The 26,510-nt window shown below is 70.8% G+C and carries 25 protein-coding genes and 1 pseudogene; 9 read left to right on the top strand and 17 right to left on the bottom strand.

Annotated elements, in window-relative coordinates:
• Positions 1-52: 52 nt before the first annotated feature.
• The 11 genes from EAO75_RS27465 to crcB (EAO75_RS27415) all read right to left on the bottom strand — a co-directional run bounded on the left by EAO75_RS27465 (position 53) and on the right by crcB (EAO75_RS27415) (position 11,008).
• Positions 53-1,405, bottom strand: coding sequence for a glycosyltransferase 87 family protein (locus EAO75_RS27465; RefSeq protein ID WP_147997685.1), 1,353 nt, complete (start codon positions 1,403-1,405; stop codon positions 53-55).
• On the bottom strand, positions 1,402-2,796 hold the full coding sequence (gene mptB / locus EAO75_RS27460) for a polyprenol phosphomannose-dependent alpha 1,6 mannosyltransferase MptB (protein WP_147997684.1): 1,395 nt from the start codon (positions 2,794-2,796) through the stop codon (positions 1,402-1,404). Before mptB ends, EAO75_RS27465 begins: the two co-directional genes overlap by 4 nt.
• A gap of 218 nt (positions 2,797-3,014) precedes the next feature.
• A complete protein-coding gene (locus EAO75_RS27455; protein WP_147997683.1) occupies positions 3,015-3,953 on the bottom strand; it encodes a glutaminase in 939 nt (312 codons plus the stop codon).
• Positions 3,954-4,003: 50 nt separating this feature from the next.
• Positions 4,004-5,407, bottom strand: a complete 1,404-nt coding sequence (aspA, locus tag EAO75_RS27450; RefSeq protein WP_147997682.1) for an aspartate ammonia-lyase — start codon at positions 5,405-5,407, stop codon at positions 4,004-4,006.
• A gap of 118 nt (positions 5,408-5,525) precedes the next feature.
• On the bottom strand, positions 5,526-6,542 hold the full coding sequence (locus EAO75_RS27445) for an asparaginase (protein WP_147997681.1): 1,017 nt from the start codon (positions 6,540-6,542) through the stop codon (positions 5,526-5,528).
• A gap of 49 nt (positions 6,543-6,591) precedes the next feature.
• Positions 6,592-8,031, bottom strand: coding sequence for an amino acid permease (locus EAO75_RS27440; protein ID WP_147997680.1), 1,440 nt, complete (start codon positions 8,029-8,031; stop codon positions 6,592-6,594).
• Complete coding sequence (locus EAO75_RS27435; protein WP_147997679.1) at positions 8,028-8,705, bottom strand: FadR/GntR family transcriptional regulator; 678 nt, start codon at positions 8,703-8,705, stop codon at positions 8,028-8,030. Before EAO75_RS27435 ends, EAO75_RS27440 begins: the two co-directional genes overlap by 4 nt.
• A gap of 162 nt (positions 8,706-8,867) precedes the next feature.
• The gene (locus EAO75_RS27430) at positions 8,868-9,704 is read right to left on the bottom strand and encodes an undecaprenyl-diphosphate phosphatase (protein ID WP_147997678.1); all 837 of its coding nucleotides are present in this window, start codon (positions 9,702-9,704) and stop codon (positions 8,868-8,870) included.
• Positions 9,705-9,798: 94 nt separating this feature from the next.
• A complete protein-coding gene (gene crcB, locus EAO75_RS27425; RefSeq protein WP_147997677.1) occupies positions 9,799-10,173 on the bottom strand; it encodes a fluoride efflux transporter CrcB in 375 nt (124 codons plus the stop codon).
• Entirely contained in the window at positions 10,170-10,550 is a 381-nt protein-coding gene (locus EAO75_RS27420) for a DUF190 domain-containing protein (protein ID WP_147997676.1), read from the bottom strand. The genes crcB (EAO75_RS27425) and EAO75_RS27420 overlap by 4 nt, the downstream gene beginning before the upstream one ends.
• Positions 10,547-11,008, bottom strand: coding sequence for a fluoride efflux transporter CrcB (crcB, locus tag EAO75_RS27415; RefSeq protein ID WP_147997675.1), 462 nt, complete (start codon positions 11,006-11,008; stop codon positions 10,547-10,549). Before crcB (EAO75_RS27415) ends, EAO75_RS27420 begins: the two co-directional genes overlap by 4 nt.
• 274 nt (positions 11,009-11,282) lie before the next feature.
• Between crcB (EAO75_RS27415) and EAO75_RS27410 the strand changes: the two genes are divergently transcribed.
• Entirely contained in the window at positions 11,283-11,771 is a 489-nt protein-coding gene (locus EAO75_RS27410; RefSeq protein WP_147997674.1) for an SRPBCC family protein, read from the top strand.
• Positions 11,772-11,830: 59 nt separating this feature from the next.
• Here EAO75_RS27410 and EAO75_RS27405 read toward each other — a convergent pair whose 3' ends face one another.
• The 3 genes from EAO75_RS27405 to EAO75_RS27395 form a co-directional block, all read right to left on the bottom strand.
• Positions 11,831-12,118, bottom strand: a complete 288-nt coding sequence (locus tag EAO75_RS27405) for an ArsR family transcriptional regulator (RefSeq protein WP_147997673.1) — start codon at positions 12,116-12,118, stop codon at positions 11,831-11,833.
• A 182-nt stretch (positions 12,119-12,300) separates the two neighbouring features.
• Positions 12,301-13,869 (bottom strand): arabinogalactan endo-beta-1,4-galactanase, encoded by a 1,569-nt coding sequence (locus EAO75_RS27400; protein ID WP_147997672.1) that lies wholly within the window; start codon positions 13,867-13,869, stop codon positions 12,301-12,303.
• Between the two features lie 123 nt (positions 13,870-13,992).
• The gene (locus EAO75_RS27395; RefSeq protein WP_147997671.1) at positions 13,993-16,014 is read right to left on the bottom strand and encodes a beta-galactosidase; all 2,022 of its coding nucleotides are present in this window, start codon (positions 16,012-16,014) and stop codon (positions 13,993-13,995) included.
• Positions 16,015-16,196: 182 nt separating this feature from the next.
• Here EAO75_RS27395 and EAO75_RS27390 point away from each other — a divergent pair, with 182 nt between their 5' ends.
• From EAO75_RS27390 to EAO75_RS27365, 6 genes are all read left to right on the top strand, one after another.
• Entirely contained in the window at positions 16,197-17,513 is a 1,317-nt protein-coding gene (locus EAO75_RS27390; protein WP_147997670.1) for an ABC transporter substrate-binding protein, read from the top strand.
• Entirely contained in the window at positions 17,510-18,433 is a 924-nt protein-coding gene (locus tag EAO75_RS27385; protein WP_147997669.1) for a carbohydrate ABC transporter permease, read from the top strand. Before EAO75_RS27390 ends, EAO75_RS27385 begins: the two co-directional genes overlap by 4 nt.
• Positions 18,430-19,338: a carbohydrate ABC transporter permease gene (locus EAO75_RS27380; protein WP_147997668.1), complete on the top strand. Its 909-nt coding sequence runs from the start codon at positions 18,430-18,432 to the stop codon at positions 19,336-19,338. The genes EAO75_RS27385 and EAO75_RS27380 overlap by 4 nt, the downstream gene beginning before the upstream one ends.
• Entirely contained in the window at positions 19,335-20,366 is a 1,032-nt protein-coding gene (locus tag EAO75_RS27375; RefSeq protein ID WP_147997667.1) for a LacI family DNA-binding transcriptional regulator, read from the top strand. Before EAO75_RS27380 ends, EAO75_RS27375 begins: the two co-directional genes overlap by 4 nt.
• A 151-nt stretch (positions 20,367-20,517) precedes the next feature.
• Positions 20,518-20,868: a VOC family protein gene (locus EAO75_RS27370; RefSeq protein WP_147997666.1), complete on the top strand. Its 351-nt coding sequence runs from the start codon at positions 20,518-20,520 to the stop codon at positions 20,866-20,868.
• Positions 20,869-20,953: 85 nt separating this feature from the next.
• Complete coding sequence (locus tag EAO75_RS27365; protein WP_147997665.1) at positions 20,954-21,343, top strand: MarR family winged helix-turn-helix transcriptional regulator; 390 nt, start codon at positions 20,954-20,956, stop codon at positions 21,341-21,343.
• Positions 21,344-21,437: 94 nt separating this feature from the next.
• Here EAO75_RS27365 and pqqB read toward each other — a convergent pair whose 3' ends face one another.
• The 3 genes from pqqB to EAO75_RS27350 all read right to left on the bottom strand — a co-directional run bounded on the left by pqqB (position 21,438) and on the right by EAO75_RS27350 (position 24,301).
• Positions 21,438-22,289: a pyrroloquinoline quinone biosynthesis protein PqqB gene (pqqB, locus tag EAO75_RS27360; protein WP_147997664.1), complete on the bottom strand. Its 852-nt coding sequence runs from the start codon at positions 22,287-22,289 to the stop codon at positions 21,438-21,440.
• Positions 22,290-22,509: 220 nt separating this feature from the next.
• The gene (locus EAO75_RS27355) at positions 22,510-22,911 is read right to left on the bottom strand and encodes an SseB family protein (protein WP_147997663.1); all 402 of its coding nucleotides are present in this window, start codon (positions 22,909-22,911) and stop codon (positions 22,510-22,512) included.
• 148 nt (positions 22,912-23,059) lie between these two features.
• Positions 23,060-24,301 carry an acyl-CoA dehydrogenase family protein gene (locus EAO75_RS27350; RefSeq protein ID WP_147997662.1) on the bottom strand — a complete coding sequence of 414 codons (1,242 nt, stop codon included), beginning with the start codon at positions 24,299-24,301 and terminating at the stop codon, positions 23,060-23,062.
• Positions 24,302-24,484: 183 nt separating this feature from the next.
• Here EAO75_RS27350 and EAO75_RS27345 point away from each other — a divergent pair, with 183 nt between their 5' ends.
• Both EAO75_RS27345 and EAO75_RS46075 read left to right on the top strand, forming a co-directional pair.
• The gene (locus EAO75_RS27345; protein ID WP_147997661.1) at positions 24,485-25,795 is read left to right on the top strand and encodes a phosphoribosyltransferase family protein; all 1,311 of its coding nucleotides are present in this window, start codon (positions 24,485-24,487) and stop codon (positions 25,793-25,795) included.
• 133 nt (positions 25,796-25,928) lie between these two features.
• Positions 25,929-26,510 (top strand): annotated as a pseudogene (locus EAO75_RS46075) (peptidoglycan-binding protein); the annotation flags it as partial.

Raw genomic sequence — 26,510 nt, 5'->3', positions numbered from 1 at the left:
GCACCCTCGTCGTGACGGTGCTGAACCCCCGGTCGGGCGGCGGACACGCCGTCTACGAGGAGGCGGGCGAACTGCTCGACTGGGGGTTCGGCGCGGCCGGGCGGGTCGAGCCGGTCGGGTCGCTCGACGGCTTGCGGGCCAGACCGAGGCCGGGGCCCAGCACGGTGCCCGTGGTGGCGGCGGTGGCGCCCGAGGGCGAGCCGGGCTGGGCGGTGGCCTGCGCGATCGCGGGCGCCGCCGGGGTGGGGGCCGGCGCCGTGTCGCTCGTGACGCGCGGCAGGGTGGAGCGGTCTGCGCCGAGCTGACCGACCGGCAGCCACAGGAGCAGGCCGAGGGTGATCCACGCGTAGGTGTTGCTGCCGAGGAAGCCGTCGACACCGGACGCGTCGTCGAACCACAGCCACACCACGCTGGTGCACAGCGCCGCGTACAGGGCGGCGGCGACCCGCCGGTGCCCGGCGCGGACGAGGACGGCGAACGACGGCAGCAGCCACACCAGGTGGTGGACCCAGGTGATCGGGCTGACCAGACAGGCGGTCAGCCCGGTGAGGGCGAACGCCGCCGTCCAGTCCCCCGCCACGACCGCCCGGCGGGTGCGCGCCACCCAGACGCCCAGGACGACCAGCACCACGACCGCCCAGACGGCCCGGCTCGACACGTCCAGCCGGGCCAGGATGCCTTGCAGCGACTGGTTGGAGACATAGTCGAGGCGACCCACCCGGGTGGTGTCCCACATGGCGTGCGTCCAGTAGAAGCGGGACGCGCCGGGCGTGATCCAGGCCGCCAGGGCCGTCGCCGCGGCTGCGACGGCCGTCGCCACGGCGGCGGCGCGCCAACGCCGGGCCACCAGCAGCAGACCGATGAAGGCGGCCGGCGTCAGCTTGATCGCGGCCGCGAGGCCTATGCCCACACCCGCCCAGCGCTCCCGGCCCGTCGCCAGCAACCAGCAGTCGAGGAGCACGAGGGCCAGCAGCAGGATGTTCACCTGGCCGAAGCTGAAGGTGTCCCGCAGCGGCTCGAACAGGGCCAGGCCGCAGACGGCCAGCGCACAGCCGTACCAGCCGTAGCGCCGCCAGGCCCGCCCGGCCAGCACGCGCAGCGCGAAGGCCAGCGCCGCCAGGTTGAGCAGCAGCGCCACCGCGATGGCGACGTGCAGATCCATGAGGGCCATGGGCAGCATCACGACCGCGGCGAACGGCGGGTAGGTGAAGCCGTACGTCGTGCCGGGCACCCGGTAGTCGTAGATACGGCCGTTGTGGTGGATCCAGCTGTCGATGGTGCCGTAGTAGACACGCAGGTCGAACCAGTCGCGCAGCAACGGCACGGTCGCGGTGAAGACGATCACGGCGGCGGCGAGCACGAGTACGAGCGCGAGCCGGCCGCGATCGGTGCGGGGCAGCTTCATGCGGTGCGCTCCAACGCCGGGGCCTGCGCGGCCAGATGTGCCTGCCACAGAACGACCACCGCGAGCGCGCCGCCCGAGATCGCCAGCACGAGCTGGCCGATGTCCGCGGCGCTGCCGCTGGGCAGCACCGCGAGCGCGAGCACTCCGGTGAGGGCCGCCACGCGGTGCCGTACCGAGGTGCTGGGCGCCGCGGCCGCTATGAGGAACAGGCCCCACAGCGCGTACCAGGGGCGGATCGCCGGGCCGAAGGCGGCCACGGCCGCCAGGCTCAGGCCGAGCGCGTACACGGGGCGCGGACGCCAGCGCCACCATATGAGGAGCACGAGGACCCCGGTGAGGATCAGGCCGAAGGTGTGCCACACCGGCACGGCCAGCGGTGCCAGACCGCTGCCGGCCTGCTCCAGCATCGATTCGGTGGCCCGGCCGAGCAGACTGGTGAGCGCCCAGTTCTGCGAGGAGACCGGTGTGTCGAGGGCGCCTATCCAGCCGTATCCCGTGCCCGCCACGGCCGTGGCGGCGACCGTGGTGGCGGCGGACGCGGCCGCCGTGCTCAGGACGGCCTTCACCGGGTGGTGGCCGGACCGCATCTGGAGCAGTACGACGGCGACGAGGCCGAGCGCGGCGGGCGCCTTGACGAGGGCTGCCAGCGTCACGAGTACGGCCCCCAGGATGGGCCACCGGCCGAGCGCCGCGACCAGACCCGCGCCGAGCAGGCCCAGCATGATGGCGTCGTTGTGGGCGCCCGCCACCAGGTGCAGCAGTACGAGCGGGTTCAGCGCACCCAGCCACAGCGCGGCCGCCGGGTCGGCTCCGCTGTGCCGGGCCAGGCGCGGCAGCGCGGCCGCCATCAACCCCACTCCGAGCAGCGCTATCAGCCTCATGCCGATGAGCCCCGCGGGCAGTTCGCCCCGGGTCGCACCGGACAGCACGGAGGCGACACCGAGGAACACCGGGCCGTAGGGGGCCGCCGTGTGCCGCCACAACGGGGCGACCTCGTCCGCGAGCGGGCCGCCGAGGTGGGAGGGGCCGTACGCGTAGACGTCGAGGTGCGCGTCGACCATGGCCCCTTGGGCCAGGTAGCTGTACACGTCCCGGCTGAACAGCGGCGGCGCGATCAGCAGCGGGGTGGCCCAGACGGCCAGGACCAGCAGCAGGGCGCGCGGGGTCGGCGGGTCGGCGCTGCGCACGAGCCGGCCGAGCAGCAGCCATGCCGCTATCAGCAGGACGACACCGAAGTACACGCCGACCAGGCCGAGGGCGGCGTGCGCCGAGCTCGGGGCCAGGAGTTCCCGAACCGGCAGCGCGCCGGACGTCTCACCGCCCAGGGCGAGAAAGGCGGTACCGGCCAGACCGAGTATCTGGCAGCGGCGGAGATCGACGGGGAAAGCCATGGCCAACACTCGGTCAGCCTGTCAACGTGGGGTAGCCGTCAGTTGACGGCGTTCCCTCCGGGGGGAAGCCGGGATGTGACCGGCCGGTGATCGATTGTGGCCGTGAGTTGAAGGCTGCGACGCGTCTGCCTGGTGCGGTGGATCGCAGGCTGCGGGAGCGTTGTGGCTGAACGCGCAGCTCCCTGCGCCCGTGAGGGGGCGCGCTTCGCGCACCCCTCCTAAAACACTGACAGGCCCGTCAAGGTGGTAAATCTGTCCAGGGCCGCCACTCCTGCCACCGAATTGCCCCGTTCGTCCAGACCGGGACTCCACACGCACAGGGTGCAGCGGCCCGGGACCACCGCGATGATGCCGCCGCCCACACCACTCTTCCCTGGGAGACCCACCCGATACGCGAAGTCGCCGGCCGCGTCGTACGTGCCGCACGTCAGCATGACCGCGTTGATCTGTTTGGCCTGGCTAAGGGTGAGCAGGCGGGTGCCGTCGGCCCGGACGCCGTGGCGGGCCAGGAAGGACGTGGCCAGCGCCAGGTCGGCGCAGGACGCCTTGACGGAGCACTGGCGGAAGTACTGGTCGAGCAGGGCCGGCACGGGGTTGTCGATGTTGCCGTAGGACGCCATGAAGTGGGCGAGTGCGGCGTTCCGGTCGCCGTTCGCCGTCTCGGAGGCGGCGACGTCCTGGTCGAAATCCAGGGTCGGGTTGCCGCTCTCCGCGCGGAGGAAGGAGCGCAACTCCCCCGCCGCGTCGCCGGTACGGGTCTGGAGGCGGTCGGTGACGACGAGGGCGCCCGCGTTGATGAACGGGTTGCGGGGGATGCCGTTCTCGTACTCCAGCTGGATCAGGGAGTTGAAAGGGTTGCCGGAGGGCTCGCGGCCCACGTGCTCCCAGAGTTCGTCGCCCTCGCGGGCCAGGTCGAGCGCGAGGGTGAAGACCTTGGTGATGGACTGCGTGGAGAACGGCTCGCGCCAGTCCCCCACGCCGTACACCGTGCCGTCGAGTTCGGCGACGGCCATGCCGAAGCTGCGGGGGTCGCAGGCCGCGAGCGCCGGGATGTAGTCGGCGGGCCGGCCTCGGCCGGGGGTCCGCTCGATCTCCTCCGCGATGCGCTCCAGGATCGGCTGGAAGGTCAATGACGTCGACGCTGCCATGATCACCATTGTGCCTCCCGGCCGGTCCCTTCGCGCATCCGAGGTGGGGTTTGCGCTGGTCAGGCCAGGGCCTGGCCGCTGCCCGCGACGACCTCCGGGCGCAGCAGGTCGGCCAGGGTGTCGGCCGGCAACAGGCCCTTCTCCAGGACGAGTTCGGCCACACCCCGGCCGCTGACGAGGGCTTCCTTGGCGATGTCGGTCGCGGCCGTGTACCCGATGTGCGGGTTGAGGGCGGTGACCAGGCCGATGGAGTTCTCCACGGAACGGCGCAGTGCCTCGGTGTTGGCGGTGATGCCGACCACGCAGCGCTCGGCGAGGGTCACGCAGGCGTTGCGCAGGTGCGTGATGCTCTCCGAGAGGGAGTGCAGGATGATCGGCTCGAAGGCGTTGAGCTGGAGCTGTCCGGCCTCGGCGGCCATGGTGATGGCGACGTCGTTGCCGATCACCTCGAAGGCGACCTGGTTGACGACCTCGGGGATCACCGGGTTGACCTTGCCGGGCATGATCGACGAACCGGCCTGCACGGGCGGCAGGTTGATCTCGCCGAAGCCGGCGCGCGGCCCGGACGACAGCAGGCGCAGGTCGTTGCAGCTCTTGGACAGCTTCACGGCGATGCGCTTCAGCACGCCGGACATCTGGACGAACGCGCCGCAGTCCTGGGTCGCTTCGACCAGGTTGGCGGCGGTCACCAGCGGCAGCCCGGTGATCTCGGCGAGGTGACGGCGGGCCGACTCGGCGTATCCGGCCGGGGCGTTGAGGCCGGTGCCGATGGCGGTGGCACCCAGGTTGATCTCGTGGATCAGCTCGACGGCCTCGGCGAGCCGGGACCGGTCCTCGTCGATCATGACGGCGTAGGCGGAGAACTCCTGCCCGAGCGTCATCGGCACCGCGTCCTGAAGCTGGGTGCGGCCCATCTTGAGCACGTCGCGGAACTCGACGGCCTTGCGGGCGAACGCGTCCTGGAGCACGGCCATCGCCTTGAGCAGCCCGCGCACGGCGAAGACGGTCGCGATCTTGACGGCGGTCGGGTAGACGTCGTTGGTCGACTGACCGAGGTTGACGTCCTCGTTGGGGTGCAGGTACTGGTACTGCCCCTTGTCGTGGCCCAGCAGCTCCAACGCACGGTTGGCGACGACCTCGTTGGCGTTCATGTTGGTCGAGGTGCCGGCGCCGCCCTGGATGACGTCGACGACGAACTGGCCGTGCAGCTCGCCGGACCGGATCTCCCGGCAGGCGGCGACGATCGCGGCGGCCTTCTTCGGGTCCAGCAGCCCGAGCTCCTCGTTGGCGAGGGCGGCGGCCTCCTTGACGGCGGCGAGGGCGTCGATGAGGTGCGGGTAGGCGGAGATCGGCGTGCCGGTGATGGCGAAGTTCTCGGTGGCACGCAGGGTGTGGACACCCCAGTACGCGTCGGCGGGGACATCACGGTCGCCGAGCAGATCGTGCTCGCTGCGGGTGGTCATGAGGGAACGGGTCCTCTTTCTGAGGGACATGAGGGTGAGCGCCCCTTCAGGGGCGCGGGGAACCGCGCGACCAGCCACATCCGGCTCGCGGCCGCCGTACGAGAAGTCCGGCACATCGTCAGGCGCAGGCCGAAACCGCGACCGGCTCCAGCGAACGAACGGGCCGCACGCACCCGACCGCTTGACCGCCCCCGAGAAGCGCCTCTCCTTGGAACTCGGTGAGCAACGCCGGATCGACCCCGGCCCAGGCAAGAGCGGCGGCAGCGACCGGCACCCGCGCCCGATTCGCCCCGTCGGCGATCTTCACGGCAACGGCCCGCCCGTCCGCCAGCGCAGCGACCTGCACGCCCTCGAACCCGTCCTTGGCGAGCAGCCCGGGCACGGCCCGCATCAGCGCGGCCACATCCCGCCCGGAGCCGGAGGCCATCTCGGCGTGCTCCCGCATCGCGTCGGCGACCCGCGCCTCGGGCGTGCCCGGCACCGCGGTGGTGATCCGGGCGGCGGCGCGGGCAAGGCCGTGCAAGGACACGGAGAACAAAGGAGCCCCGCACCCGTCGACGGTCACGCGTGCGATCCGCTGCCCCGTGAGGTCCTCGACGATCTCGGCTATGGCCTGCTGAAGGGGGTGCCCGGGGTCGAGGTAGTCCTCCAGGGACCAGCCGTTGAGCCGGCAGGTGTAGAGCATCGCCGCGTGCTTGCCGGAGCAGTTCTGGGCGAGCCGGGAGGGCAGGCGGCCCGCCCGTACCCAGGCGTCCCGGACGACCGGGTCGTACGGCATGTCCGGGACGTTGCGCAGATGATCCTCGGTGAGCCCGGCGAGTTCGAGGATGCGCCGGGTTCCGGCGAGGTGGCGTTCCTCGCCGGAGTGGCTCGCCGCGGTGAGCGAGAGCAGCTCACCGTCGAGCGGGAGCCCGGCCCGGGCCATGGCGACGGCCTGGACCGGCTTGAGCGCCGAGCGCGGGTAGAAGGCGGCCTCGATGTCACCGAGCTGGAACCGGACGTCCCCGTCGCCGCCGAGGACGACGACGGAGCCGTAGTGGATGCCTTCGATCATTCCGCCGCGTATGAGGTGGGCGACGGGGGCGTGGAGAGGTTCGCGGACAAGGGGTGCGTCCGCTATGGAACTGCTGTACATCACTGCCTGTTTTCGTGGGTCGATGAGGGGTCGTCGACCGACACGGGTCTCACGTGTCGGCCTTGACGGAGGTGCGCGCCACACGGCTTCGGATGCCGTACCAGCCCGCGACCAGCACCCCGACGATCAGCGGCAGGCACAGCACGGTGGTGCGGCCGGCGCCTCCGTCGGCGTACATGAGGACCAGGACGGAGGCGAGGAAGGCCAGCGTCACGAGTTCGGTCCAGGGGGAGCCCGGCAGTCGGTAGCCGGGCCGGTCGAGTTCGCCCTTCTGGGTCTTCTGCCAGAAGAGCAGGTGACAGATCATGATCATGCCCCAGGTGGCGAGGATGCCGATCGCCGCGAAGTTCAGCACGATCTCGAACGCATCGGCCGGGACGACGAAGTTGAGTCCGACGCCGAGGACACAGATCCCGCTGGTCAGCAGGATGCCGCCGTACGGGACCTGGCTGCGGCTCATCACCGAGGTGAACTTCGGGGCGGAGCCGGACATCGCCATGGAGCGCAGGATGCGGCCGGTGGAGTACAGGCCGGAGTTGAGCGAGGACATGGCCGCGGTCATCACGACCAGGTTCATGACGCCGCCCGCTGCCGGGATGCCGATGTTGGACAGCACGGTGACGAAGGGGCTCTCACCGGCCTTGTACGACGACCAGGGCAGCAGCATCGAGAGAAGGAGGACGGAGCCGACGTAGAAGAGGCCCACGCGCCACATGATCGAGTTGATCGCCTTCGGCATGATCTTCTCGGGGTTCTCGGTCTCACCGGCGGCGACGCCGACCAGCTCGACGGAGGCGTAGGCGAAGACGACGCCCTGGACGATCAGCAGCATGGGCAGCAGGCCGTTGGGGAAGAGGCCGCCGTTGTCGGTGATCAGGGACGGGCCGGGGGTGTGGCCGTCCACGGGCTGCTGGGTGACCAGCAGGAAGATGCCGATGAGCATGAAGACGACGAGCGCGCCGACCTTGATGATCGCGAACCAGAACTCCAGTTCGCCGAAGAACTTCACCGAGATCAGGTTCACGGTCAGGACGACGGCGAGCGCTATGAGCGCGATCACCCACTGCGGGATGTCGGAGAACATGCCCCAGTAGTGGGTGTAGGTGGCGACCGCGGTGATGTCGGCGATGCCGGTGGTGGCCCAGTTCAGGAAGTACATCCAGCCCGCGGTGTACGCGCCCTTCTCTCCCATGAACTCCCGGGCGTACGACACGAAGGCGCCGGAGGAAGGCCGGTACAGGACGAGTTCGCCGAGGGCCCGCACGACGAGGAAGGCGAAGACGCCGCAGACCGCGTAGGCGATGAACAGGGACGGGCCGGCGTCGGCGAGTCGGCCGCCGGCGCCGAGGAACAGGCCGGTGCCGATGGCCCCGCCGATGGCGATCATGTTGACGTGCCGGGACTTCAGGGACTTGCTGTACCCCTCGTCGCCTGCGTCGACATGGCTGGAACGTTTCTGCACGCCTTCGTGCAGGGACTGCTCACTCACGCCTCGGGTCCGCCTTCCGTGGTGCTGTCCGTGCGCGGGGGGCGCACGATGTCGGTGAGGGTCGTCTCGACGCGGTCGAGGTGGTGCGCCATGGCGTCGGTCGCGTCGAGTTCGGAACCGTCGATCAGCGCCTCGACGATCGCCCGGTGCTCGCGGTTGGACTGCTCGCGGCGGCCGCCCAGCTCATTGAGGAAGGCCGACTGACGCGCCAGTGCGTCGCGGATCTCCTCGATGACCCGGCGGAAGACCGGGTTCTGGGCGGCCTCGGCCACGGCCAGGTGGAAGAGGGTGTCCATCGCGACCCACGCGGTGGTGTCCGTCTCCCGCTCCATGCGGTCGAGCAGATGAGCCAGGTGGTCGAGGTTCTCCGGGGTGCGGCGCAGCGCCGCGTACCCGGCGACCGGGATCTCGACGTGCCGGCGCACCTCCAGCAGGTCGCTGGCCGAGTAGTCACCGAAGGTGGGGTCCTCGACGGCGCTGGCGACGACGAAGGTGCCCTTGCCGGTCTTGGAGACGGTCAGGCCCATCGTCTGCAGGGCCCGCAGGGCCTCGCGCAGGACGGGCCTGCTGATCTCCAGGGTGCGGCACAGCTCCGCCTCGGAGGGGAGCTTGTCGCCCACGGCGTACTCGCCGCGCTCGATGGCGCTGCGCAGGTGCGCCAGAACCGCCTCCATGGCGCTGACGCGTCGCGGAGGCTGACTGGCTGTCCGGCTGTCTGACAGGTTCACGGGAGCGATACTCCGGGTGAGCGGAGGGTGGTGTCAAGAGACCCTTAAGGAAAGATTCACCGGGTGTGGCGCCGGACGGCCCGCTGCCGACGCCGCACCCGGACCGGGTCAGCTGTTGACGACCCCCGCGCCCAGCAGCCCGAACAGCAGCACGCCGACGACGATCCGGTAGATCACGAAGGCGTTGAAGGAGTGCTTGGCGACGAACCTGAGCAGCCAGGCGATGGAGGCGTAGGCGACAGCGAAGGAGACGGCGGTGCCGACAGCCAGCGGCAGCACTGCCGTGCCCGTGCCGAGGGCGTCCTTGAGCTCGTAGATGCCGGCGCCGGTCAGGGCGGGGATGCCGAGGAAGAACGACAGACGGGTGGCGGCGACCCGGTCGAGGTCCAGCATCAGCGCCGTGGACATCGTGGCGCCCGAGCGCGAGAAGCCGGGGAAGAGCAGGGCGAGGATCTGGGAGCTGCCGACGAGCATGGCGTCCTTGAAGGAGGTGTCGTCCTCCCCTCGCTTGTGCCGGCCCATCCGGTCCGCCGCCCACATCACCCCGCTGCCCACGATCAGCGAGCCCGCGACCACCCACAGCGAGGCGAGCGGCCCCTGGATGAGCGGCTTGGCGGCCAGACCCACGGCGACGATCGGGATGGTCGCGAAGATCACCCACCAGGCGAACTGGTAGTCGTGGTGGTACCGCTCCTCCTTGTCCCGCAGCCCGCGCAGCCACGCGGAGACGATGCGCACGATGTCCTTGAAGAAGTACACGAGAACGGCGGCGATCGCGCCGACCTGGATGACGGCCGAGAACCCGACGACCGCGTCGTCGTCGACGGGGATGCCCATCAAACCCTCGACGATCTTCAGATGGCCGGTCGAGGAGACGGGCAGGAACTCGGTCACCCCCTCGACGGCTCCGAGGACGACGGCCTGACCGACGCTGATGGCGCTCATGTGATCCAGTTCCGGGGGTCGGCGGGACATGTGGTGCGCACTGTCCTACCAGGTGCGGGTGTGGCTCCGGCGCCATCGCCGCGGCCGTGGCGGCCTACGACCACACCGCCTCGGCCACCGACACGCCGAGGAAGGCCGCACCGAGGCCCACGATCACGCTCCCGACGACATTGCCCACGGCGTAGAGCCCGGCGCCCGTCCCGGTCAGCCGCAGGGTCTCGTAGGAGAAGGTCGAGTAGGTGGTCAGGGCGCCGCACAGTCCGGTGCCGAGCAGCAGCTGGAGGTGGGAACTCGCGGCACCCGAGGCCGCCGCGCCGGTGAGCAGGCCGAGGATCAGGCAGCCGGTGACATTGACGAGGAAGGTGCCCCAGGGGAACACGGAGTCGTGCCGGGACTGCACCGCGCGGTCGGTGAGATAGCGCAGGGGCGCGCCGACGAGGGCGCCCGCGACGACCAGAAGCCAGTTCACGGCGACTTCTTACCTTCCCTGTCCGATTCGCCCGGAGTATCGTCGCGGCCGGTGTACCGGATGACGTCGCAGTCATCGAGGGTGACGAGTCCCTCCGTGACGAGTTCGTCGAGCTGCGGCAGGAAGGCCCGTACGCGCTGCTCGGTGTCGACGATCACGATCGCGACCGGCAGGTCCTCGCTCAGGGACAGCAACCGCGAGGTGTGGATCAGCGAGGAGGCGCCGAAGCCCTCGATACCGCGGAAGACGCTGGCGCCCGCGAGGCCGGCCGCGTGGGCACGGTGCACGATCTCGGAGTACAGCGGCTTGTGGTGCCAGGTGTCGTGCTCGCCGACGAACACGGTCAGGCGCAGGGCCCTGCCGGTCAGCCCGGTCATCGCCGCCTCCACTTCAGGACGCGACGGGTGGCCGCCGTCGCGAGCCAGACCGCCGTGAGTGCCGCGATCAGGGTGGCGGCGAGGTAGGCCAGCCCCGTGCGCGGATGGCCGCCGTCCACCAGCTTCTGGATGTCGACGGCGTAGGTGGAGAAGGTGGTGAAGCCGCCGAGGACGCCGGTGCCGAAGAAGGGGCGGACGAGTCTGTGGGCGGACCGTACGTCGGTGATGACCACCATGAACACGCCGATCACGGCGCAGCCGACGACATTGGTCCAGAAGGTCGCCCAGGGGAAGCCGCCGGGCTGGGCCGGCCACCACAGGGAGACCGCATACCGGGCCGTGGCGCCGATGGCCCCGCCGAGCGCGACCACGGCGACGACCGGTCCTTGCCCCCGCCAGACCGGCTGCCACGCGGTGCCGGCGGGGGCGCGCAGGCTCTCGGTTTCCGGGGCTGTCATGGTCGTACGTCTCCTACTCGCCTGGGCGGCCCGGGCATGCGGGCCTCGCGGTTGCAAGTAGGGACCGTTGGCGGCGGCACTGCCGCGGTTCGGGTACGGCGGGCCCCACCGCCGCGCCGCGCACGGGGTCGCGGCCGGTCAACAGGGTAACTCCGGGCGTCCGGAGGGGGCATTTCGGGGACCGGGGCCCCCACCGCTCGGCAGGCCCGTGACGCACCGCGCGGCTACGGTCGAAGAGCCTGCTGAGCGGCCGAGGAGAAGGAGCGTGGTGGGTGTGGCACGCAATCGCCGTCTGATCCTGAGCTCGCCGTCCGAGGTCTGGAGCCTGCTGTCCGACGGACATCGTTACGGGGAATGGGTCACCGGAACCCAGCAGGTCCTGTCCGCGGACCCGCACTGGCCGCAGGTGGGCGCACGGCTGCGGGTCCGCGTCGGTCTCGGCCCGCTGGTCCTGGAGGACACCTGCGTCGTCCGCATCTGCGAGCCGCTGCAACGGCTGGAACTGGAGGCGAAGGCGGAGCCCTTCGGGGCGGCCCGTATCGCCATGAGGCTGATCCCCTGGGGCGAGCACACCCTCTTCATGCTCGACTGGCATCCCCTGCGGGGCCCCGGCACCCGCATGCACGGGCTGCCCGTCGACTACGTCGTCGCGATCCGCAACGGCATGATGCTGACCAAGCTGGCCCGGATCGCCGTACGCGAGCATCACGAGCCGAGTCCGACGGCCGGCTCAAGCGCTGGGGCGGGGCGCGGCGCGGGCTAGGAGCGGGACCGGGACGGGGTGCCTGGCAGGTGCAGGACGGTCAACCCGCTCCCCCGCGACTACCAGCCCTTCTCGAACATGCGCGCCACCTCGGCGATCCGCATCTCGTCCCGCCGGTAGTGCGCGTGCTGCCGGATCAGCTTGGTGCGCAGCACGCCGATGTTCACGAGGAGGCCGAGGTGGGTCTCGGCCACCTCGGGTGACACGCCGAGCTTGGCGGCGACGGCGTCCGCGGTGACACCGTCTTCGACCGGGTCTCCGTGGCACCCGTCCGGGAAGTGCGCGAGCGGATCCTTGAGCCATTCCAGGATCTCCAGGCGCCGCCGGCCGGCAGGAGTCCTCAGCATCTCGTCTCCCTCCGTCGGGCCGCGTCGTCACACGTGCTCCCACTGTCCCGCAGTGGAAGCCGCCGTGTCCGCGACTCTTCGACCGTTGTCCGGTACCGAACGGCCGTACGACACAGGGCGGTTCGCGACTCAGGCGCCGGGGCCCGGCCGCGAGGGTGCGACCGGGCCCTTTCGTCACTCACTCATCGGTGGCTGAACCACGCCGTCGATGACAGGGCCTTGTCGTCGTAGCCGAACAGGGCCTGGTTCTCCCAGCCGTTGCCGGAGGAGGCGTCGGTCGGGTCCCAGCCGTTGCCGGTGACGGCGGTCCAGGTCGCCTCCCAGTAGAAGACGCCGAGGCCACGGCCGCCCGGGACGGCCTCCACGATGCTCGTCACGTCGTTCATCCACCGGGTCTGCCCGGCCACGGTGGCGGGGTAGCCGGCGACGAGTTCATCGGTGGTGTTGATGATGTTCTCGTGCGAGTCCTCGCTGTCCAGGCGGAACGGGTAGGCCGTCTCGGCGACGTAGACCGGCTTGCCGTAGCGGGAAGCCGCATCGTCGAGGGTCGTCTGGAAGTCGTACAGCGAGCCGTGCCAGTAGCCGTAGTACGACAGGCCGATCACGTCGAACTTCACGCCGTCGGCGACCGCGTTGTCGAACCACCAGCGGGTGCCGGACAGATCGCCGCCCTTGGCCAGGTGCAGCGCGACGGTGGTGGACGAGCTGACCGCCTTGACCGCGTCGTAGCCGGAGTTGAGCAGGCCGGCGAGCTGCGACCAGTTGTCGGTGGAGCCCTCGGACCACAGCATCCCGCCGTTGATCTCGTTGCCGACCTGGACCATGTCGGCGGTGGTGCCCTGCGCCTTGAGGGCGTTGAGCACGTCGTACGTGTGGTTGTAGACGTCGGTCTTCAGCTGGCTGTAGGAGTGTCCGGACCACGCGGCCGGCTTGCTCTGGGCGCCCGGGTCGGCCCAGGTGTCCGAGTAGTGGAAGTCGACCAGCAGCTTCATGCCGGCGGCCTTGACGCGCTTGGCGGTGGCCAGGACGCGCGCCTTGTTGTTGTAGCCGTCGGCCGGGTTGACCCAGACCTTCAGGCGGGCGTAGTTCATGCCGGCGTTCTTCAGGATGGTGACCGCGTCGCCGGTCGCGCCGGAACTCGACTTGTAGAGGCCGCCCTTGGCCTCGCTCTTGGCGAGGGAGGAGATGTCGGCGCCGTGGATCGACGTGCCTCCCGTGCCCGAGGCGAAGGTCAGGTCGTCCACGTTGATCCAGTTGCCCGCGTTCGCGTCGCTGTTGATGCTGATCGTGCACTGGTTGGTGGTCACGCTGACCGGCACGACGATGCGGATCCAGCCGCTCGCCGAGACGGGGAGGTCGGTGCGCTGCTCGGCGCCGCCGCAGTTCTTCAGCGCTATGTACGCAGAGTTCTGGCCACCGCCGGAGCGGACCCAGGCGGTGAGCCTGTAGTTCCCGTTGGTCAGCCCGGACAGGTACTGGTAGGTCTCCACCTTGTACGCCGACGACGACCAGTGCGTCAGGCGGTAACTGCCGCCGTGGCCACCGGCCTCGGCGAAGGAGGCGGAGTTCTGACCGGCCGCCGAGTAGGTCGACCAGCCGGCCGGGGTCGCGGTGCCGGTCCCGTCGGATTCGAAGCCGCCGTTGGTGACCGTGCTTGCCGCCGAGGCGGTCTGCGCGGGCAGGGCGGTGAGGGCGAGTCCGGCGGCGAGCGGTATCAGCAGGACTCGGAGGGTGCGTCTGGGATGGAACATCTTCGTCCGTCGTCCCTTCGACGTATGGGGATGGGGATGCCTCACCGGCGCGGTGGGGAACCGCTGCGGTGAGGAGCCCCTCCGCCCGCGGCTCGTGGCACGCGCGGGCGGAGGGGAGTCGGCTCAGCCGTCGAGTCGTACGACCCGGACGGCTCCCGCGGGGACCGCCAGGCGGCCCGCGGCGCGTTCACCGGTCAGCAGCTCGGTGCCGGGTGCCTCCAGCGGCACCTTGGCGTCCGACGCGGTGTGGTTGATCACGAACAGATAGCTGCCCGACTCGCCGACGCGGTGCACCACTTCGACGTCCCGGGGCAGGTCGACACGCGGTGCCACCTGCGCGTCCTCGATCGCCCAGCCGAGCAGGGCGTCCAGGCCCTCGGCGCCCAGGCGGGTGGAGACGTACCAGGCGGTCCCCTCCCCGAGGCGGTGCCGGGTGACGGCGGGGTGGCCGGCGGTCAGTCCGTCGGCGTAGGTCCAGACGGTCTCGGCGCCGCGCGGGACGACGAACTCGGTCCAGACGTCGCCGCTGAGCTCGGAGCCGTCGGGTCCGGTGATCCGCACCAACTGGTCCTGGAGCAGCGGCGAGAACTCCTCGACCGTGAGGCCGAGGACGTCCCGCAGCGGTCCGGGGCAGGCGCCCTCGTGCACGGCGTCGTGCTCGTCGACGATGCCGGAGAAGTACGACACGACGAGGGTGCCGCCGTGTCCGACGTACTCCCTGAGGTTGTTCCCGGCCGCCTCGGTCATCAGATACAGGGCCGGCACGACGACAAGGGGATACCTCGACAAGTCGGCTTCCGGGTGGGCGAAGTCGACGGTGAGGTGGCGGTCGTAGAGCACCTCGTAGAAGGCGTCGGCGCGTTCGCGCGGGTCGTGGTCCTGGCTCGGGCGCCAGTCGAGGTTCTGCGCCCACCAGGAGTGCCAGTCCCACAGCATCGCCACGTCGGCCCGGGTGCGGGTGCCGCGCACGGGGTTCAACGAGTCGAGGGCGGCGCCGAGTTCGACGACCTCGCGCCACACGCGTGTGTCGGTGCCGCCGTGCGGGACCATCGCCGAGTGGAACTTCTCGGCGCCGCGCCGGGACTGGCGCCACTGGAAGAACATGGCGCCCTCGGAGCCCCGCGCCACATGGGCGAGGGAGTTGCGGGCCATCTGGCCGGGGGCCTTGGCGGGGTTGCGGGGCTGCCAGTTGACGCCCGAGGTGGAGTGCTCCAGGAGGATCCAGGGCGCTCCCCCGGCCACCGAACGGGTGAGGTCGGCGGCCATGGCGAGGTTGACGTGGGTGCGGCGGCCGTCGGTGATCAGATAGTGGTCGTTGGTGACGATGTCGACCTCGCGGCCCCAGGCCCAGTAGTCGACGGAGTCGCACTGACTGAGGGCGGTCATGAAGTTGGTGGTGACCGGGACCCCGGGCGCGAGGCGGTGCAGGATGTCCCGCTCCATACGGAAGTTCTCGCGCATGGTGGCGTCGGCGAAGCGCTTGTAGTCCAGCGCCTGGGCCGGGTTGACGGCCGTCGGCGTCAGCCGCGGCGGGTTGATCTCGTCGAAGTCGGAGTAGCGCTGCCCCCAGAAGGCCGTGCCCCAGGCCTCGTTGACGGACTCGACGGTCCCGTACGTCGACGCCAGCCAGCGGCGGAAGTGCGCGGCGCACGAGTCGCAGTAGCAGGCAGAGACGGGGACGCCGTACTCGTTGTGCACGTGCCACATCGCAAGCGCCGGGTGGTCGCCGTAGCGTTCGGCGAGCTTGGTGGTGATGGCCGCGGCGGCCGTGCGGTAGTCGGCGTTGCTGTGACAGATCGCGGCGCGCGAGCCGAACTCGTGGCGCACGCCCTCGGCCGTGACGGGCAGGGCCTCGGGGTGGGCGCGGTAGAACCAGACCGGCGGGCAGACGGTGGGGGTGCCCAGGTCGACGCGGATGCCGTGCTCGTGGAGCAGGTCCAACACGCGGTCCAGCCAGCCGAAGTCGTACACGCCCGGTGAGGGCTCCAGCAGGGCCCAGGAGAAGATCCCGACGCTCACCATCGTGACGCCGGCCTCCCGCATCAGCCGGACGTCCTCCTGCCAGACGCTTTCCGGCCACTGCTCGGGGTTGTAGTCCCCACCGAAGGCGAGCCGGGTGAGGCCCCTGGGGTTGGTCTCCGGCATGGATCTCTCCCGTTTTGTTGATCATTTGGGAACGTGCACACACACAATCGGCGGTGCGAGCCCAACATAACCGCACAGCAACAACCATTGACAAGTGTCCGGGATGTTTCTCTACTGTGAACGCTCACAGAAGCGTGGCAGGTCCTCGCAGCGGGCGGGGACCCAGGTCAGGGGAGAGATCCATGCCCAACACGAAGCGCGTTCGCCTCGTGGCATCCACCATCGCCGTGGCTCTTTGCGCCACCGCCCTCGCCGCTTGCGGCACCGAAGACGCGAGCGACGACCCGTCGGGGCCGGTCTCGCTGACGTACTGGACCTGGACGCCCGGCATGGACAAGGTCGTCGACCTGTGGAACAAGGGTCCGGGCAAGAAGGACCGGATCACGGTCACGGTGAAGAAGCAGGCGTCCGGCGACACACTGGTCACCAAGATCCTCACCGCGCACAAGGCGGGCAAGGCCCCCGACCTGGTCCAGGCCGAGTACCAGGCGCTGCCGACGCTGGTCAGCAATGACGCCGTCGCGGACATAGCCGGTGAAGTGGGCGACGCGAAGGGCAAGTTCGCCGACGGAGTCTGGCAGCAGACCACGCTGGGCACGGACGCGGTCTACGCGGTCCCGCAGGACATCGGGCCGATGATGTTCTACTACCGCGAGGACCTGTTCAAGAAGTACGGCCTGACGGTCCCGACCACCTGGGAGCAGTTCGCGCAGACGGCCCGCGCGCTCAAGAAGAAGGCCCCGGACACGGATCTGACGACCTTCTCCGCCAACGACTCCGGTCTCTTCGCGGGCCTCGCCCAGCAGGCCGGCGCGAAGTGGTGGACGACCTCCGGCGACAAGTGGCAGGTCGGCATCAATGACGCGGCCTCGCAGAAGGTCGCCGAGTTCTGGGGCGACCTCGTCAAGGAGGGCGCCGTCGACAACCAGCCGATGTACACCCCTGCCTGGAACAAGGCGCTCAACACCGGCAAGCAGATCGCCTGGGTCTCCGCGGTGTGGGCCCCGGGCACGCTGACCACGGCCGCGCCCGACACCAAGGGCAAGTGGGCCATGGCCCCGCTCCCCCAGTGGTCGCCGTCGGAGAACGTCACCGGCAGCTGGGGCGGCTCCTCCACCGCCGTCACCACGGACTCCGAGCACAAGGCCGCCGCCGCGAAGTTCGCCGCCTGGCTGAACACCGACGGCGACGCCCTGCAGGCCCTGGCCAAGGAGAGCGGCATCTACCCGGCCGCCACGAACGCCCAGACCAGCGGCGCCTTCGCCACCCCGCCGGACTACTTCTCGAACCAGTCGGACTTCTACACCGGGGCCGCCGAGATCGCGAAGACCACCGCCCCGTCCGCCTGGGGCCCGAACGTGAACGTCGCCTACACGACCTTCAAGGACGCCTTCGGCAAGGCCGCCAAGGACAAGTCGGACTTCGTCGCCGCCCTGAACACCATGCAGGACGACACGGTCGCCGACCTGAAGAAGCAGGGCTTCGAGGTCTCCGAGTGACCAGCACAAGCCGGAAGGCGTACTGGGTGAAGGGGGCCCCGTACGCCTTCCTCCTCCCCGCGACGATCCTCTTCGCACTGTTCTTCGCGCTACCGATCGGCTACGCGGTCTGGCTCAGCTTCCGCAAGGTGCAGGTCTCCGGGCTCGGCCTCGGGGCGGGTGCCCGCAAGGAGGTCTGGGCCGGGCTGGAGAACTACACCGACGCCCTCACCGACAGCGAACTGGTCGACGGCGCGCTGCGTGTGCTCGGCTACGGCTGCATCGTGGTGCCGGTGATGCTGGGCCTCGCCCTGCTGTTCGCGCTGATGCTGGACTCCGAGAAGGTGCGGCTGGCGCCGGTCACGCGGCTCGCGATCTTCCTGCCGTACGCCATCCCCGGTGTGGTGGCCGCGCTGCTGTGGGGCTTCCTGTACCTGCCGGACGTCAGCCCGTTCTACTTCGTGCTGGAGAAGCTGGGCCTGCCGCAGCCGGACCTGCTCGACGGCGGTCCGCTGTATCTCGCTCTCTCCAACATCGCGGTCTGGGGCGGCACCGGCTTCAACATGATCGTCATCTACACCTCGCTCCAGGCCATCCCGGCCGAGGTGTACGAGGCGGCCAAGCTGGACGGTGCCACGCCGCTGCAGATCGCGCTCAGGATCAAGATCCCGATGGTGGCACCCTCCCTGGTGCTGACCTTCTTCTTCTCGATCATCGCCACGCTCCAGGTGTTCAACGAGCCGACCACCCTGAAGCCGCTCACCAACTCCGTGTCCACGACGTGGAGTCCGCTGATGAAGGTGTACCAGGACGCCTTCGGCAAGGGCGACATCTACGCGGCGGCCGCCCAGGCGACGATCATCGCCCTGGCCACGCTGCTGCTGTCCTTCGGCTTCCTGCGGGCCGCGAACCGACGCAACAAGCAGGAGGCGGCACCGTGAGTTCTCTTGCCGTGAGCAAGGCCGAGACGGCGACGGGCAGCAGGCCCGGGACCGTTCGGAACCGCCCGCCGCTGCGCCGCCGGATCGCACTGATCCCGACGGTCACACTGCTGCTCGGCGCGCTCTACTGCCTGCTGCCGGTGGCCTGGGTGGTGATCGCGGCGACGAAGTCCGGCAGCGAACTGTTCTCCACGTTCACCTTCCTGCCGGGCACGGGGTTCGCCGACAACGTCGCGGACCTCAGCGCCTATCGCGACGGCGTCTACTGGCAGTGGATGGGCAACTCCGCCCTGTACGCCGGTCTCGGCGCCCTGTTGTCGACGGTCGTCTCGGCGTTCAGCGGCTACGCGCTGGCGATCTACCGCTTCCCGGGCCGCGAGACGATCTTCAATGTCCTGCTGGCGGGCGTGCTGATGCCGCCGGTCATCCTCGCCATCCCGCAGTACCTGCTGCTGGCGAAGGCCGATCTGACGGACTCGTACCTGTCCGTGCTGCTGCCGCAGCTCCTGTCGCCGTACGGCGTCTACCTCTCGCGGATCTACGCGACCGCCGCCGTCCCGGCCGATGTGGTCGAGGCCGGGCGGATGGACGGGGCGAGCGAGTGGCGGATCTTCACCCGGATCGCACTGCCGATGATGGTGCCCGGCATGGTGACGGTGTTCCTGTTCCAGTTCGTGGCGATCTGGAACAACTTCCTGCTGCCGTACATCATGCTCAGCGACGACGAGCGGTTCCCGATCACGCTCGGCCTGTACACGCTCCTCGAACAGGGCGCCAACACCCCGGCGCTGTACACGCTGGTGATCACCGGCGCGTTCCTCGCGGTGATTCCGCTGGTCGCGCTCTTCCTGGTCATCCAGCGGTTCTGGAGTCTGGATCTGCTCTCCGGAGCCGTAAAGTCATGACCATGAGCAACACGGGGGGCCGACGCAGACCGCCGACGATCCACGACGTGGCGCGCGAGGCCGGAGTCTCACGGGGCACCGTCTCGCGCGTGCTCAACGGCGGGCACTACGTCAGCCCCACCGCCCAGGAGGCGGTCAACGCGGCGATCCGCAAGACCGGTTACGTCGTCAACCGGCATGCCCGCTCGCTGATCACGGGGCGTTCGGACTCGATCGGCTTCCTGCTGACCGAGCCGCAGGAGAGGTTCTTCGAGGACCCCAACTTCAACGTCCTGCTGAGCGGCTGCACCCAGGCCCTCGCCGCGCACGACATCCCGCTGCTGCTGATGCTGGCGGGCACGAAGGACGAACGGCGGCGCATCACGCGCTACATCACCGCCGGTCATGTCGACGGGGTGCTGCTGGTGTCCAGTCACTCCGGTGACCGGGTCGCCGAGGAGCTGCGCGAGGCGGGTGTGCCCCTCGTCCAGTGCGGCAAGCCCATGGGGCCCGGCTCCAAGGTGAGTTACGTGGCGGCGGACGACCGGGACGGCGCCCGCGACATGGTGCGCCACCTGCTGTCGCTGGGCCGGCGCCGGATCGGCGTGGTGAGCGGTCCGCTGGACACCCCGGGCGGTGTCGACCGCCTCGCCGGGTACAAGGAGGTGCTCACGGAGGCGGGCGTCGAGATCGACGAGCAGCTGATCGTCTCCGGCGACTACAGCCGGGCCAGCGGCGAGGCGGGCACCCAGCGGCTACTGGCGCAGGCGCCGGACATGGACGCCCTGTTCGTGGCGTCCGACCTGATGGCACAGGGTGCCCTGGTGGCGCTGCACCGGGCGGGGCGCCGGGTGCCCGAGGACGTGTCCGTCGGCGGCTTCGACGACTCCGCCGCGGCGACGGAGGCCACACCCGCCCTGACGACGATCCACCAGCCCTACGACCGGATCAGCGCCGAGATGGTGCGGCTGCTGCTCGCCCAGATCGGCGGTGAGGACCCGGCGGCGGTGATCCTGCCGACGGAGCTGGTGAAACGGCAGTCGACGTGACGACTTGAGGGCAGGAGGGTGCGGCGATCCGGCCGGCGGCGCGCCCTCGGCTCGCGAACGGTCAGGATTCGAGAAGTCATGAGCCGCTCCCCCGTCCTAGCGTGAGACCACCGGCGAAACCGCCGGCCCCCGGTTCACCAAGGAGGACGTCATGACCGCCGGAGTCAGCACGATCATCTACCCCGTCAAGGACCTCGCCCGGGCGAAGGCCCTGTTCAGCGCCCTGCTGGAGACGGAGCCGTATGCGGACGAGCCGTACTACGTCGGCTTCAAGGACGCCGGGCAGGACGTCGGTCTGGACCCCAACGGGCACTCCAAGGGCTTGACCGGCCCGGTCCCCTACTGGCACGTGACCGACATCAGGGCGTCCCACGCGGCCCTGCTGGCAGCGGGTGCCGAGGCGCTCCAGGACATCCACGACGTGGGCGGCGGCAGGCTGATCGCCTCCGTCAAGGACGCGGACGGCAATCTCGTCGGGCTGCTCCAGGACCCGACCGGCTGAGGGCCCGCCCCGTCGGTGACGCCTCTGTTGCGCGCGCACTAGTTGCACGTACAACAATTGGCCGAATCGGTGCTACGGTGCCGGTATGGCAGTGAAGACGGCCGACGCGGGGCTCGAGGAACGGTGGCGGGACATCCTGTCCGTGCACGCGCGCACGATGTGCGAGATCGACCGCGTACTGCACCCGCACGGTTTGGGCGCGAGCGACTTCGAGGTGCTCGACATCCTCGCGTCGGCGACGCCCAAGGAGGGCGAGCAGTGTCGGGTGCAGAACCTCGTCGGACGGGTCCATCTCAGCCAGAGCGCGCTGTCCCGGCTCATCGGCCGGCTGGAGAAGGACGGACTGCTGGAGCGTTCCGTCTGTGTGGAGGACCGGCGCGGCGTGTATGTCACCCTGACCCGCAAGGGCCGTGACCTGCACGCCGAGGTCCTGCCGTTGCAGCGGGGTGCGCTCGCGCGCATGCTGAGCGCTTGACGGCAGTGCCGCGGCGGGTCGTCGTTCGACTGCGACGCCGTCGTGGCTTGTCGCGCGGTTCCCCGCGCCCCTGAGGGCGATGCCGTCAGTCCGCCTACAGCGCGAACTCCACCCCGTCCGGTAGGACCTCCACGCCCGCCTCCGCCACCTGGGCGCGAGCCGCCGAGGCCGGATCGAGCAGCGGGTTCGTGTCGGCGAGGTGGGTGTAGATCCGGCGGGCGTGCGGGTGGCGGGCCAGGGCGGTGAGGCTGCCGGCCGGTCCGCAGACGGGCAGGTGCCGTCCGGCGTCCGTCGACTCGCCGGCCGCGAAGTGCGTGCCGTCCAGGACGACGCAGTCCGCCGTGGCGACCAGGTCCTCCAGCAGCGGGGACCAGGCCCGCACGCGGGGTGCGTAGACGAGGACGCGTCCGGTGGCCAGGTCCTCGACGCGGTACACCGTCACCCAGCGGCGGTCCGTGCTCTTGCCCGGCACGTACGCCGGTGCCTTCCCCGGAACCGGATGTGCCGTGACGACCAGCCCTCCGGCCAGCACGAACCCGCCCTCCGTGAGGCTGTCCGCCCACTCCCACGGGGCGTGGCGGTCCAGGCCAGCCCTCGCCGGGGCCAGGGCGGCCAGTACCGGCGCGGTGGCGTACGTCTTCAGTCCGGCGGCGTCGCGCAGTACGGCCAGGCCCGCCACATGGTCGGCCTCGGCGTCGGTCAGCAGCACGCCCCGCACCGGGGTGTGCCGGGGCCCGGGCCACAGGGCGGCGGCGCCGCCCAGCTGGGCGCGGATGTCCGGTGAGGCGTTGAGCAGCCACCAGTCGCGGGAGTTGCCGGTGACGGCCGCGCACTCCGAGCCGCGCGCGGGCAGCTTCCCGTCACGGGCGGCGTCGCAGCGCACGCAGGCGCAGTTCCAGCGGGGGAAACCGCCTCCGGCTGCGGTGCCCAGCAGGACGACCCTCAAGACGACCCCCACCCTTTCGCGTCGGCCCTCCCGGTGGGATCTTCCCTCTCCGTACGGCCGAACCACCCTGCGGCGGGGAGCAGTTCCGGCCGACCTTTCCCCATGGTCCGCGAGGCGGTCCAGGACCGCGGCGGCCGTCCTCGGAGAGGGACGGACAGCGCGAAGGGGATGAGCGGCCGGGCTGCGGCCGCTCATCCCCTTCGCGGGTCGCTCTGTCGCGCTACGGTCGCGCCAGCAGGGTCCGTACGCCCTCCGACGTCAGGGTCAGGGGGTGTGCGGAGCCGGCGTCTATGGTCAGGGCCAGGTCCTCGGTCGGCCACTGGGAGGCCAGTGCGCCCAGCGGCACCAGGCGGTAGCGGGAGATGTAGGGCAGCAGCTCGGCCATCGCGGGCTCGGAGGTGAAGACGGGGACGACCGGCTCGCCGCCCGGCCGCTCGATGACCGGCAGCGCCACGGCGGCGGGGTCGGTGGCGTCCTGATCCTCCACGTCGTCGGGCACGGGGACAAGGACGTCGCTGCTCGCGAGCGTGTCCAGCGCCGCCCTGTCCTCCGTGTTGTCGGCCAGCGCGTCCAGCGCCCGCCGGGCCGGTGTGGCGGTGTAGTCGTTCGCGGGTGTGTCCATGGCAGATCCCCTGTCAGCGACGGTATTGCGGTCCGCCCGGGGCATGGTCGCGGGGTACTCGGCCCCGGCGCGGCCCTGCTCGCGTACCCGATCCGGACGGGAGCATTCCTATGGCTCCCCACAGGTCAGGGCATCCGTTGTCCGCAGGTCAGGGGATCAACGGAATGTCATCGGACGGGAGCCCCAAGCGATCGCGGCCGACCCGGCGGGTGAGCGGCTCGGCCATGCTGGGGCCCACATGGGTCCAGTACGTCGCCGCGTCCCGGAAGTAGCGCTGCATCCGCTCGCCGTCGCGGGCGTGCCGGGAACCGGCCGTGCGGAAAAGGGTGCCCTGGAGAACGTCCCAGGTCATGCGGCCGGCGTTCAGGAACATCAGCGCCAGGCGGTTGTCGTCGGCGAGGGTGAAGGGGGCGCCGCCGGTGGCGTTGCGGTGGCAGGTCTCCATCCACTCCTCGGCGGTGCGCAGCAGCGCCGCCTCGGCCGTGTGGATCACGCCGAGGGCCTCGCCGAGATGCCGCTGGTAGTCGTGGAGTTCCGCGCGGGTGCGGTCGGGTTCGAGGATGAGGGGGCGCTCGGCGATCACGCGGGCGTACTCGTCGGCGGCGGCATACGCGGTGCCGATCATGATGGCGGCCAGCTCGCCGTGGAAGAAGCTCGGTGCCCGCCCCGCGTACATGGGGTTGCCGTGCAGCGCGGAGCCGACGCTGCCGCCCTCGACGGGCAGGTCGAGCAGGCTCGCCTCACGGGTGAGGTGGGCCGGGATGCGGGCCTGCTCCATGTGGATGCTGTGGGAGCCGCTGCCGCGCAGGCCGAGGACGCCGTGCCAGTCGTCGAGCACCGTCCACACCGAGCGCGGGGCGACGAACAGCACCGGTGGTCCGGGCGGGCCGCCGGGGCGGTCGGGGGCGCGCAGGGTCTGGCCGACGTAGTGGGTGGAGTAGGGGGCTCCCGAGGAGTACGGCCAGGTGCCGTCGAGGACGACGTGGTCGTCGCCGTCGGGCCGGGCGACGCCGATGGGCGCGACCGTGGACGCGGCGCGGAAGTCGCCGTCGGCGCCGAAGATCTCGTCCTGTGCCTTCTCCTCGAAGACGCCGGCGACCTGCAGGACGTGGGCGGCGGTGAGGGACAGGGCCCAGCCGGTGGAGGGGCAGCCGCGGGCGATCTCGGTGACCACGCGGTAGAAGGCGGGCAGGCCGAACTCGTAGCCGCCGTAGCGGCGCGGCTGGAGCATCCGGTAGAAGCCGGCCCGCAGGAAGTCGTCGTGGGTGTCCTTGGGGTAGTGCGTCAGCCGTTCCGTCTCCGGCTGTCGTTCGATCAGCACGGGCCGCAGGTTCACGGCGCGTTCGACGATGTCGCGTTCGGTCGGTCGGGGCTCGGGAGCGGCGATCACGATGCCTCCTGACGTGTGGGGACGTCCGTTCGTGCCGTGATGCGTGACGCGATACGAGTGATTGAACACGGCAACCGCCTCGGGGGTACCGACCCGAAATCGCCAAGTGCCGAAGCCTCCCGCGAACAGTCGTAGCCTGAAGAGAAGGGACAGCTCCCGTCCTCGTGGGCACGGGAGGCACGTATGCGTTACGACGACCGCAGGACGGCCGGGCGGCTGCTGGCCGAGGGGCTTGAGGAGCTGCGCGGTCAGGATGTGGTGGTGCTGGGCCTGCCGCGCGGCGGGGTGCCCGTGGCGGCGGAGGTGGCCCGGCGGCTCGACGCCCCGCTGGATGTGCTGGTGGTGCGGAAGCTGGGTGTGCCCGACCAGCCGGAGTGGGGGTTCGGGGCGATCGGCGAGCACGGGGTGCGCGTCCTCAACCGGGATGTGATCGGCGAGGCCGGGCTGACCTCGGCCGAGCGGGGGACCGTGGAGGCGGCCGAGCGTGCCGAGCTGGAACGGCGGGTGCGGGGCTACCGGCAGGGGCGCGAGGCGCTGCCGGTGGCCGGGCGCACCGCGCTCGTGGTGGACGACGGGCTCGCCACCGGTGCCACGGCCGAGGCCGCCTGCCGGGTCGTACGAGGTCAGGGCGCGGCCCGGGTCGTGCTCGCCGTGCCCGTCGGACCGGCGCACAGCGTGGCCCGGCTGCGGCAGGTCGCCGACGACGTCGTCTGCCCGCAGACGCATCAGATCCTCGGCTCGGTGGGTGCCTGGTACCGGGACTTCGGTCAGGTGCCGGACTCCGAGGTCACCTCGTTGCTCGCCGCGGCTGCGGGATCCGGATCGGCGTCGCCGTCGGACCGTGAGGTGCTGATCCCGGCGGCGGGAGCGCGGGTGGGTGCCCGGCTGGTCGTGCCCGACGGGGCCGCGGCGGCGGTGGCGTTCGCGCACGGCAGTGGCAGCAGCCGGCTCAGCCCCCGCAACCAGTACGTCGCCACCGCCCTCAACCGGGCCCGGCTGGCCACGCTGCTGCTCGACCTGCTCACCGACGGCGAGGCGCACGACCGGCACAACGTCTTCGACATCCTGCTGCTCGCCCGGCGTCTGCATGCCGCGTCGGTGTGGCTGCGCGAGGAAACCGGCTTGCCCGTCGCCTACTTCGGGGCCAGCACCGGGGCCGCTGCCGCGCTGGAGGCGGCCGCTCTGTCCGGCTCCGACGTCCGCTCGGTCGTCTCGCGCGGCGGTCGCCCCGACCTGGCCACGCCGGCGGCGCTGGCGCGGCTGCGGGCGCCGACCCTGCTCATCGTCGGCAGCCGTGACACACAGGTGCTCAGCCTCAACCGCCTGGCCGCGGACCGGATGCACTGCGAGCACCGGATCGCCGTGGTCCCGGGCGCCACCCATCTCTTCGAGGAGCCCGGCACTCTCACGACCGTCGCGGAACTGGCCCGCGACTGGTTCACCGCCCACCTCGGCCGGCCCACCACGGGGACGCCGCCACGTCGCTCGGCGTGAGGGACGTACCCGGGCCGGTGCGACCGGTTTCGGACGGCCTTGGGGCGCCTGTTCCGTCAACCTCCGGGGCCATGGAGATTGAGTGTTCAACTTATGCCTAGACTCTGGATCCTGCATGGAGAGGGACCCCTACGTGAGTGAACCGAACGGCCCCGTCTGCCCGGAGTGCGGGACACCCCGGGCAGCCGACGCCACCCCCGCCTGCTCGTGCGCTCGCCGGGCCTCCGACGCCCGCCGCGACGCGCGCGCGGCGGAGCGGGCGGCCGCGGAGGACTTCGATCCGGTGCGGATACGGCCGTTCGTGGAGCTCGGCGAGGACACAGGGGCAGACCGCTCCGGGGACGAAGTGCCGCGGGAACAAGGGGACTTGGCCGCCACGGACCCCATACCCACGCAACCGCACCCGCCCTCCGCGCAACAGACACCTGGCGAGACGGACCTCGCCGACACGGACGCCCACGGGGGCTCCCGGCGCAGGCACCGCACCCTTCTGGTCTCCGGGGCGGGCGTGACCCTGGCCGTCCTGCTGACGGGCGCTTTCCTGGGCGGACTGTTCACGTACGAGAGCCCCACGCGGGACGGCTCGGTGTCCGACGACGTCCGCGCACCCGTCCCGGACGGCACCGTGGAGGACGGCACATCCCCGGAAGGCCGCTCCGCCGCCGTGCCCGCCGCATCGCCGTCACGCACCTCGACGCCCTCCCCCGGTACGCCC

Origin of the sequence: Streptomyces sp. UW30 (assembly GCF_008042075.1) — a bacterium.
In the GTDB taxonomy this organism is placed as follows: Bacteria; Actinomycetota; Actinomycetes; order Streptomycetales; family Streptomycetaceae; genus Streptomyces.
The sequence above is the reverse complement of the archived record's forward strand: the minus strand, read 5'-3'. Positions and strand labels throughout refer to the sequence as shown.

Coding starts and splice junctions, on each gene's coding strand:
- EAO75_RS27465 (WP_147997685.1), bottom strand. CDS start 1,405: ATGAAGCTGCCCCGCACCGATCGCGGCCGGCTCGCGCTCGTACTCGTG.
- mptB (WP_147997684.1), bottom strand. CDS start 2,796: ATGGCTTTCCCCGTCGATCTCCGCCGCTGCCAGATACTCGGTCTGGCC.
- EAO75_RS27455 (WP_147997683.1), bottom strand. CDS start 3,953: ATGGTGATCATGGCAGCGTCGACGTCATTGACCTTCCAGCCGATCCTG.
- aspA (WP_147997682.1), bottom strand. CDS start 5,407: ATGACCACCCGCAGCGAGCACGATCTGCTCGGCGACCGTGATGTCCCC.
- EAO75_RS27445 (WP_147997681.1), bottom strand. CDS start 6,542: ATGTACAGCAGTTCCATAGCGGACGCACCCCTTGTCCGCGAACCTCTC.
- EAO75_RS27435 (WP_147997679.1), bottom strand. CDS start 8,705: ATGGAGGCGGTTCTGGCGCACCTGCGCAGCGCCATCGAGCGCGGCGAG.
- EAO75_RS27430 (WP_147997678.1), bottom strand. CDS start 9,704: ATGAGCGCCATCAGCGTCGGTCAGGCCGTCGTCCTCGGAGCCGTCGAG.
- EAO75_RS27420 (WP_147997676.1), bottom strand. CDS start 10,550: ATGACCGGGCTGACCGGCAGGGCCCTGCGCCTGACCGTGTTCGTCGGC.
- crcB (WP_147997675.1), bottom strand. CDS start 11,008: ATGACAGCCCCGGAAACCGAGAGCCTGCGCGCCCCCGCCGGCACCGCG.
- EAO75_RS27405 (WP_147997673.1), bottom strand. CDS start 12,118: ATGCTGAGGACTCCTGCCGGCCGGCGGCGCCTGGAGATCCTGGAATGG.
- EAO75_RS27400 (WP_147997672.1), bottom strand. CDS start 13,869: ATGTTCCATCCCAGACGCACCCTCCGAGTCCTGCTGATACCGCTCGCC.
- EAO75_RS27395 (WP_147997671.1), bottom strand. CDS start 16,014: ATGCCGGAGACCAACCCCAGGGGCCTCACCCGGCTCGCCTTCGGTGGG.
- EAO75_RS27390 (WP_147997670.1), top strand. CDS start 16,197: ATGCCCAACACGAAGCGCGTTCGCCTCGTGGCATCCACCATCGCCGTG.
- EAO75_RS27375 (WP_147997667.1), top strand. CDS start 19,335: ATGACCATGAGCAACACGGGGGGCCGACGCAGACCGCCGACGATCCAC.
- EAO75_RS27370 (WP_147997666.1), top strand. CDS start 20,518: ATGACCGCCGGAGTCAGCACGATCATCTACCCCGTCAAGGACCTCGCC.
- EAO75_RS27365 (WP_147997665.1), top strand. CDS start 20,954: ATGGCAGTGAAGACGGCCGACGCGGGGCTCGAGGAACGGTGGCGGGAC.
- EAO75_RS27355 (WP_147997663.1), bottom strand. CDS start 22,911: ATGGACACACCCGCGAACGACTACACCGCCACACCGGCCCGGCGGGCG.
- EAO75_RS27345 (WP_147997661.1), top strand. CDS start 24,485: ATGCGTTACGACGACCGCAGGACGGCCGGGCGGCTGCTGGCCGAGGGG.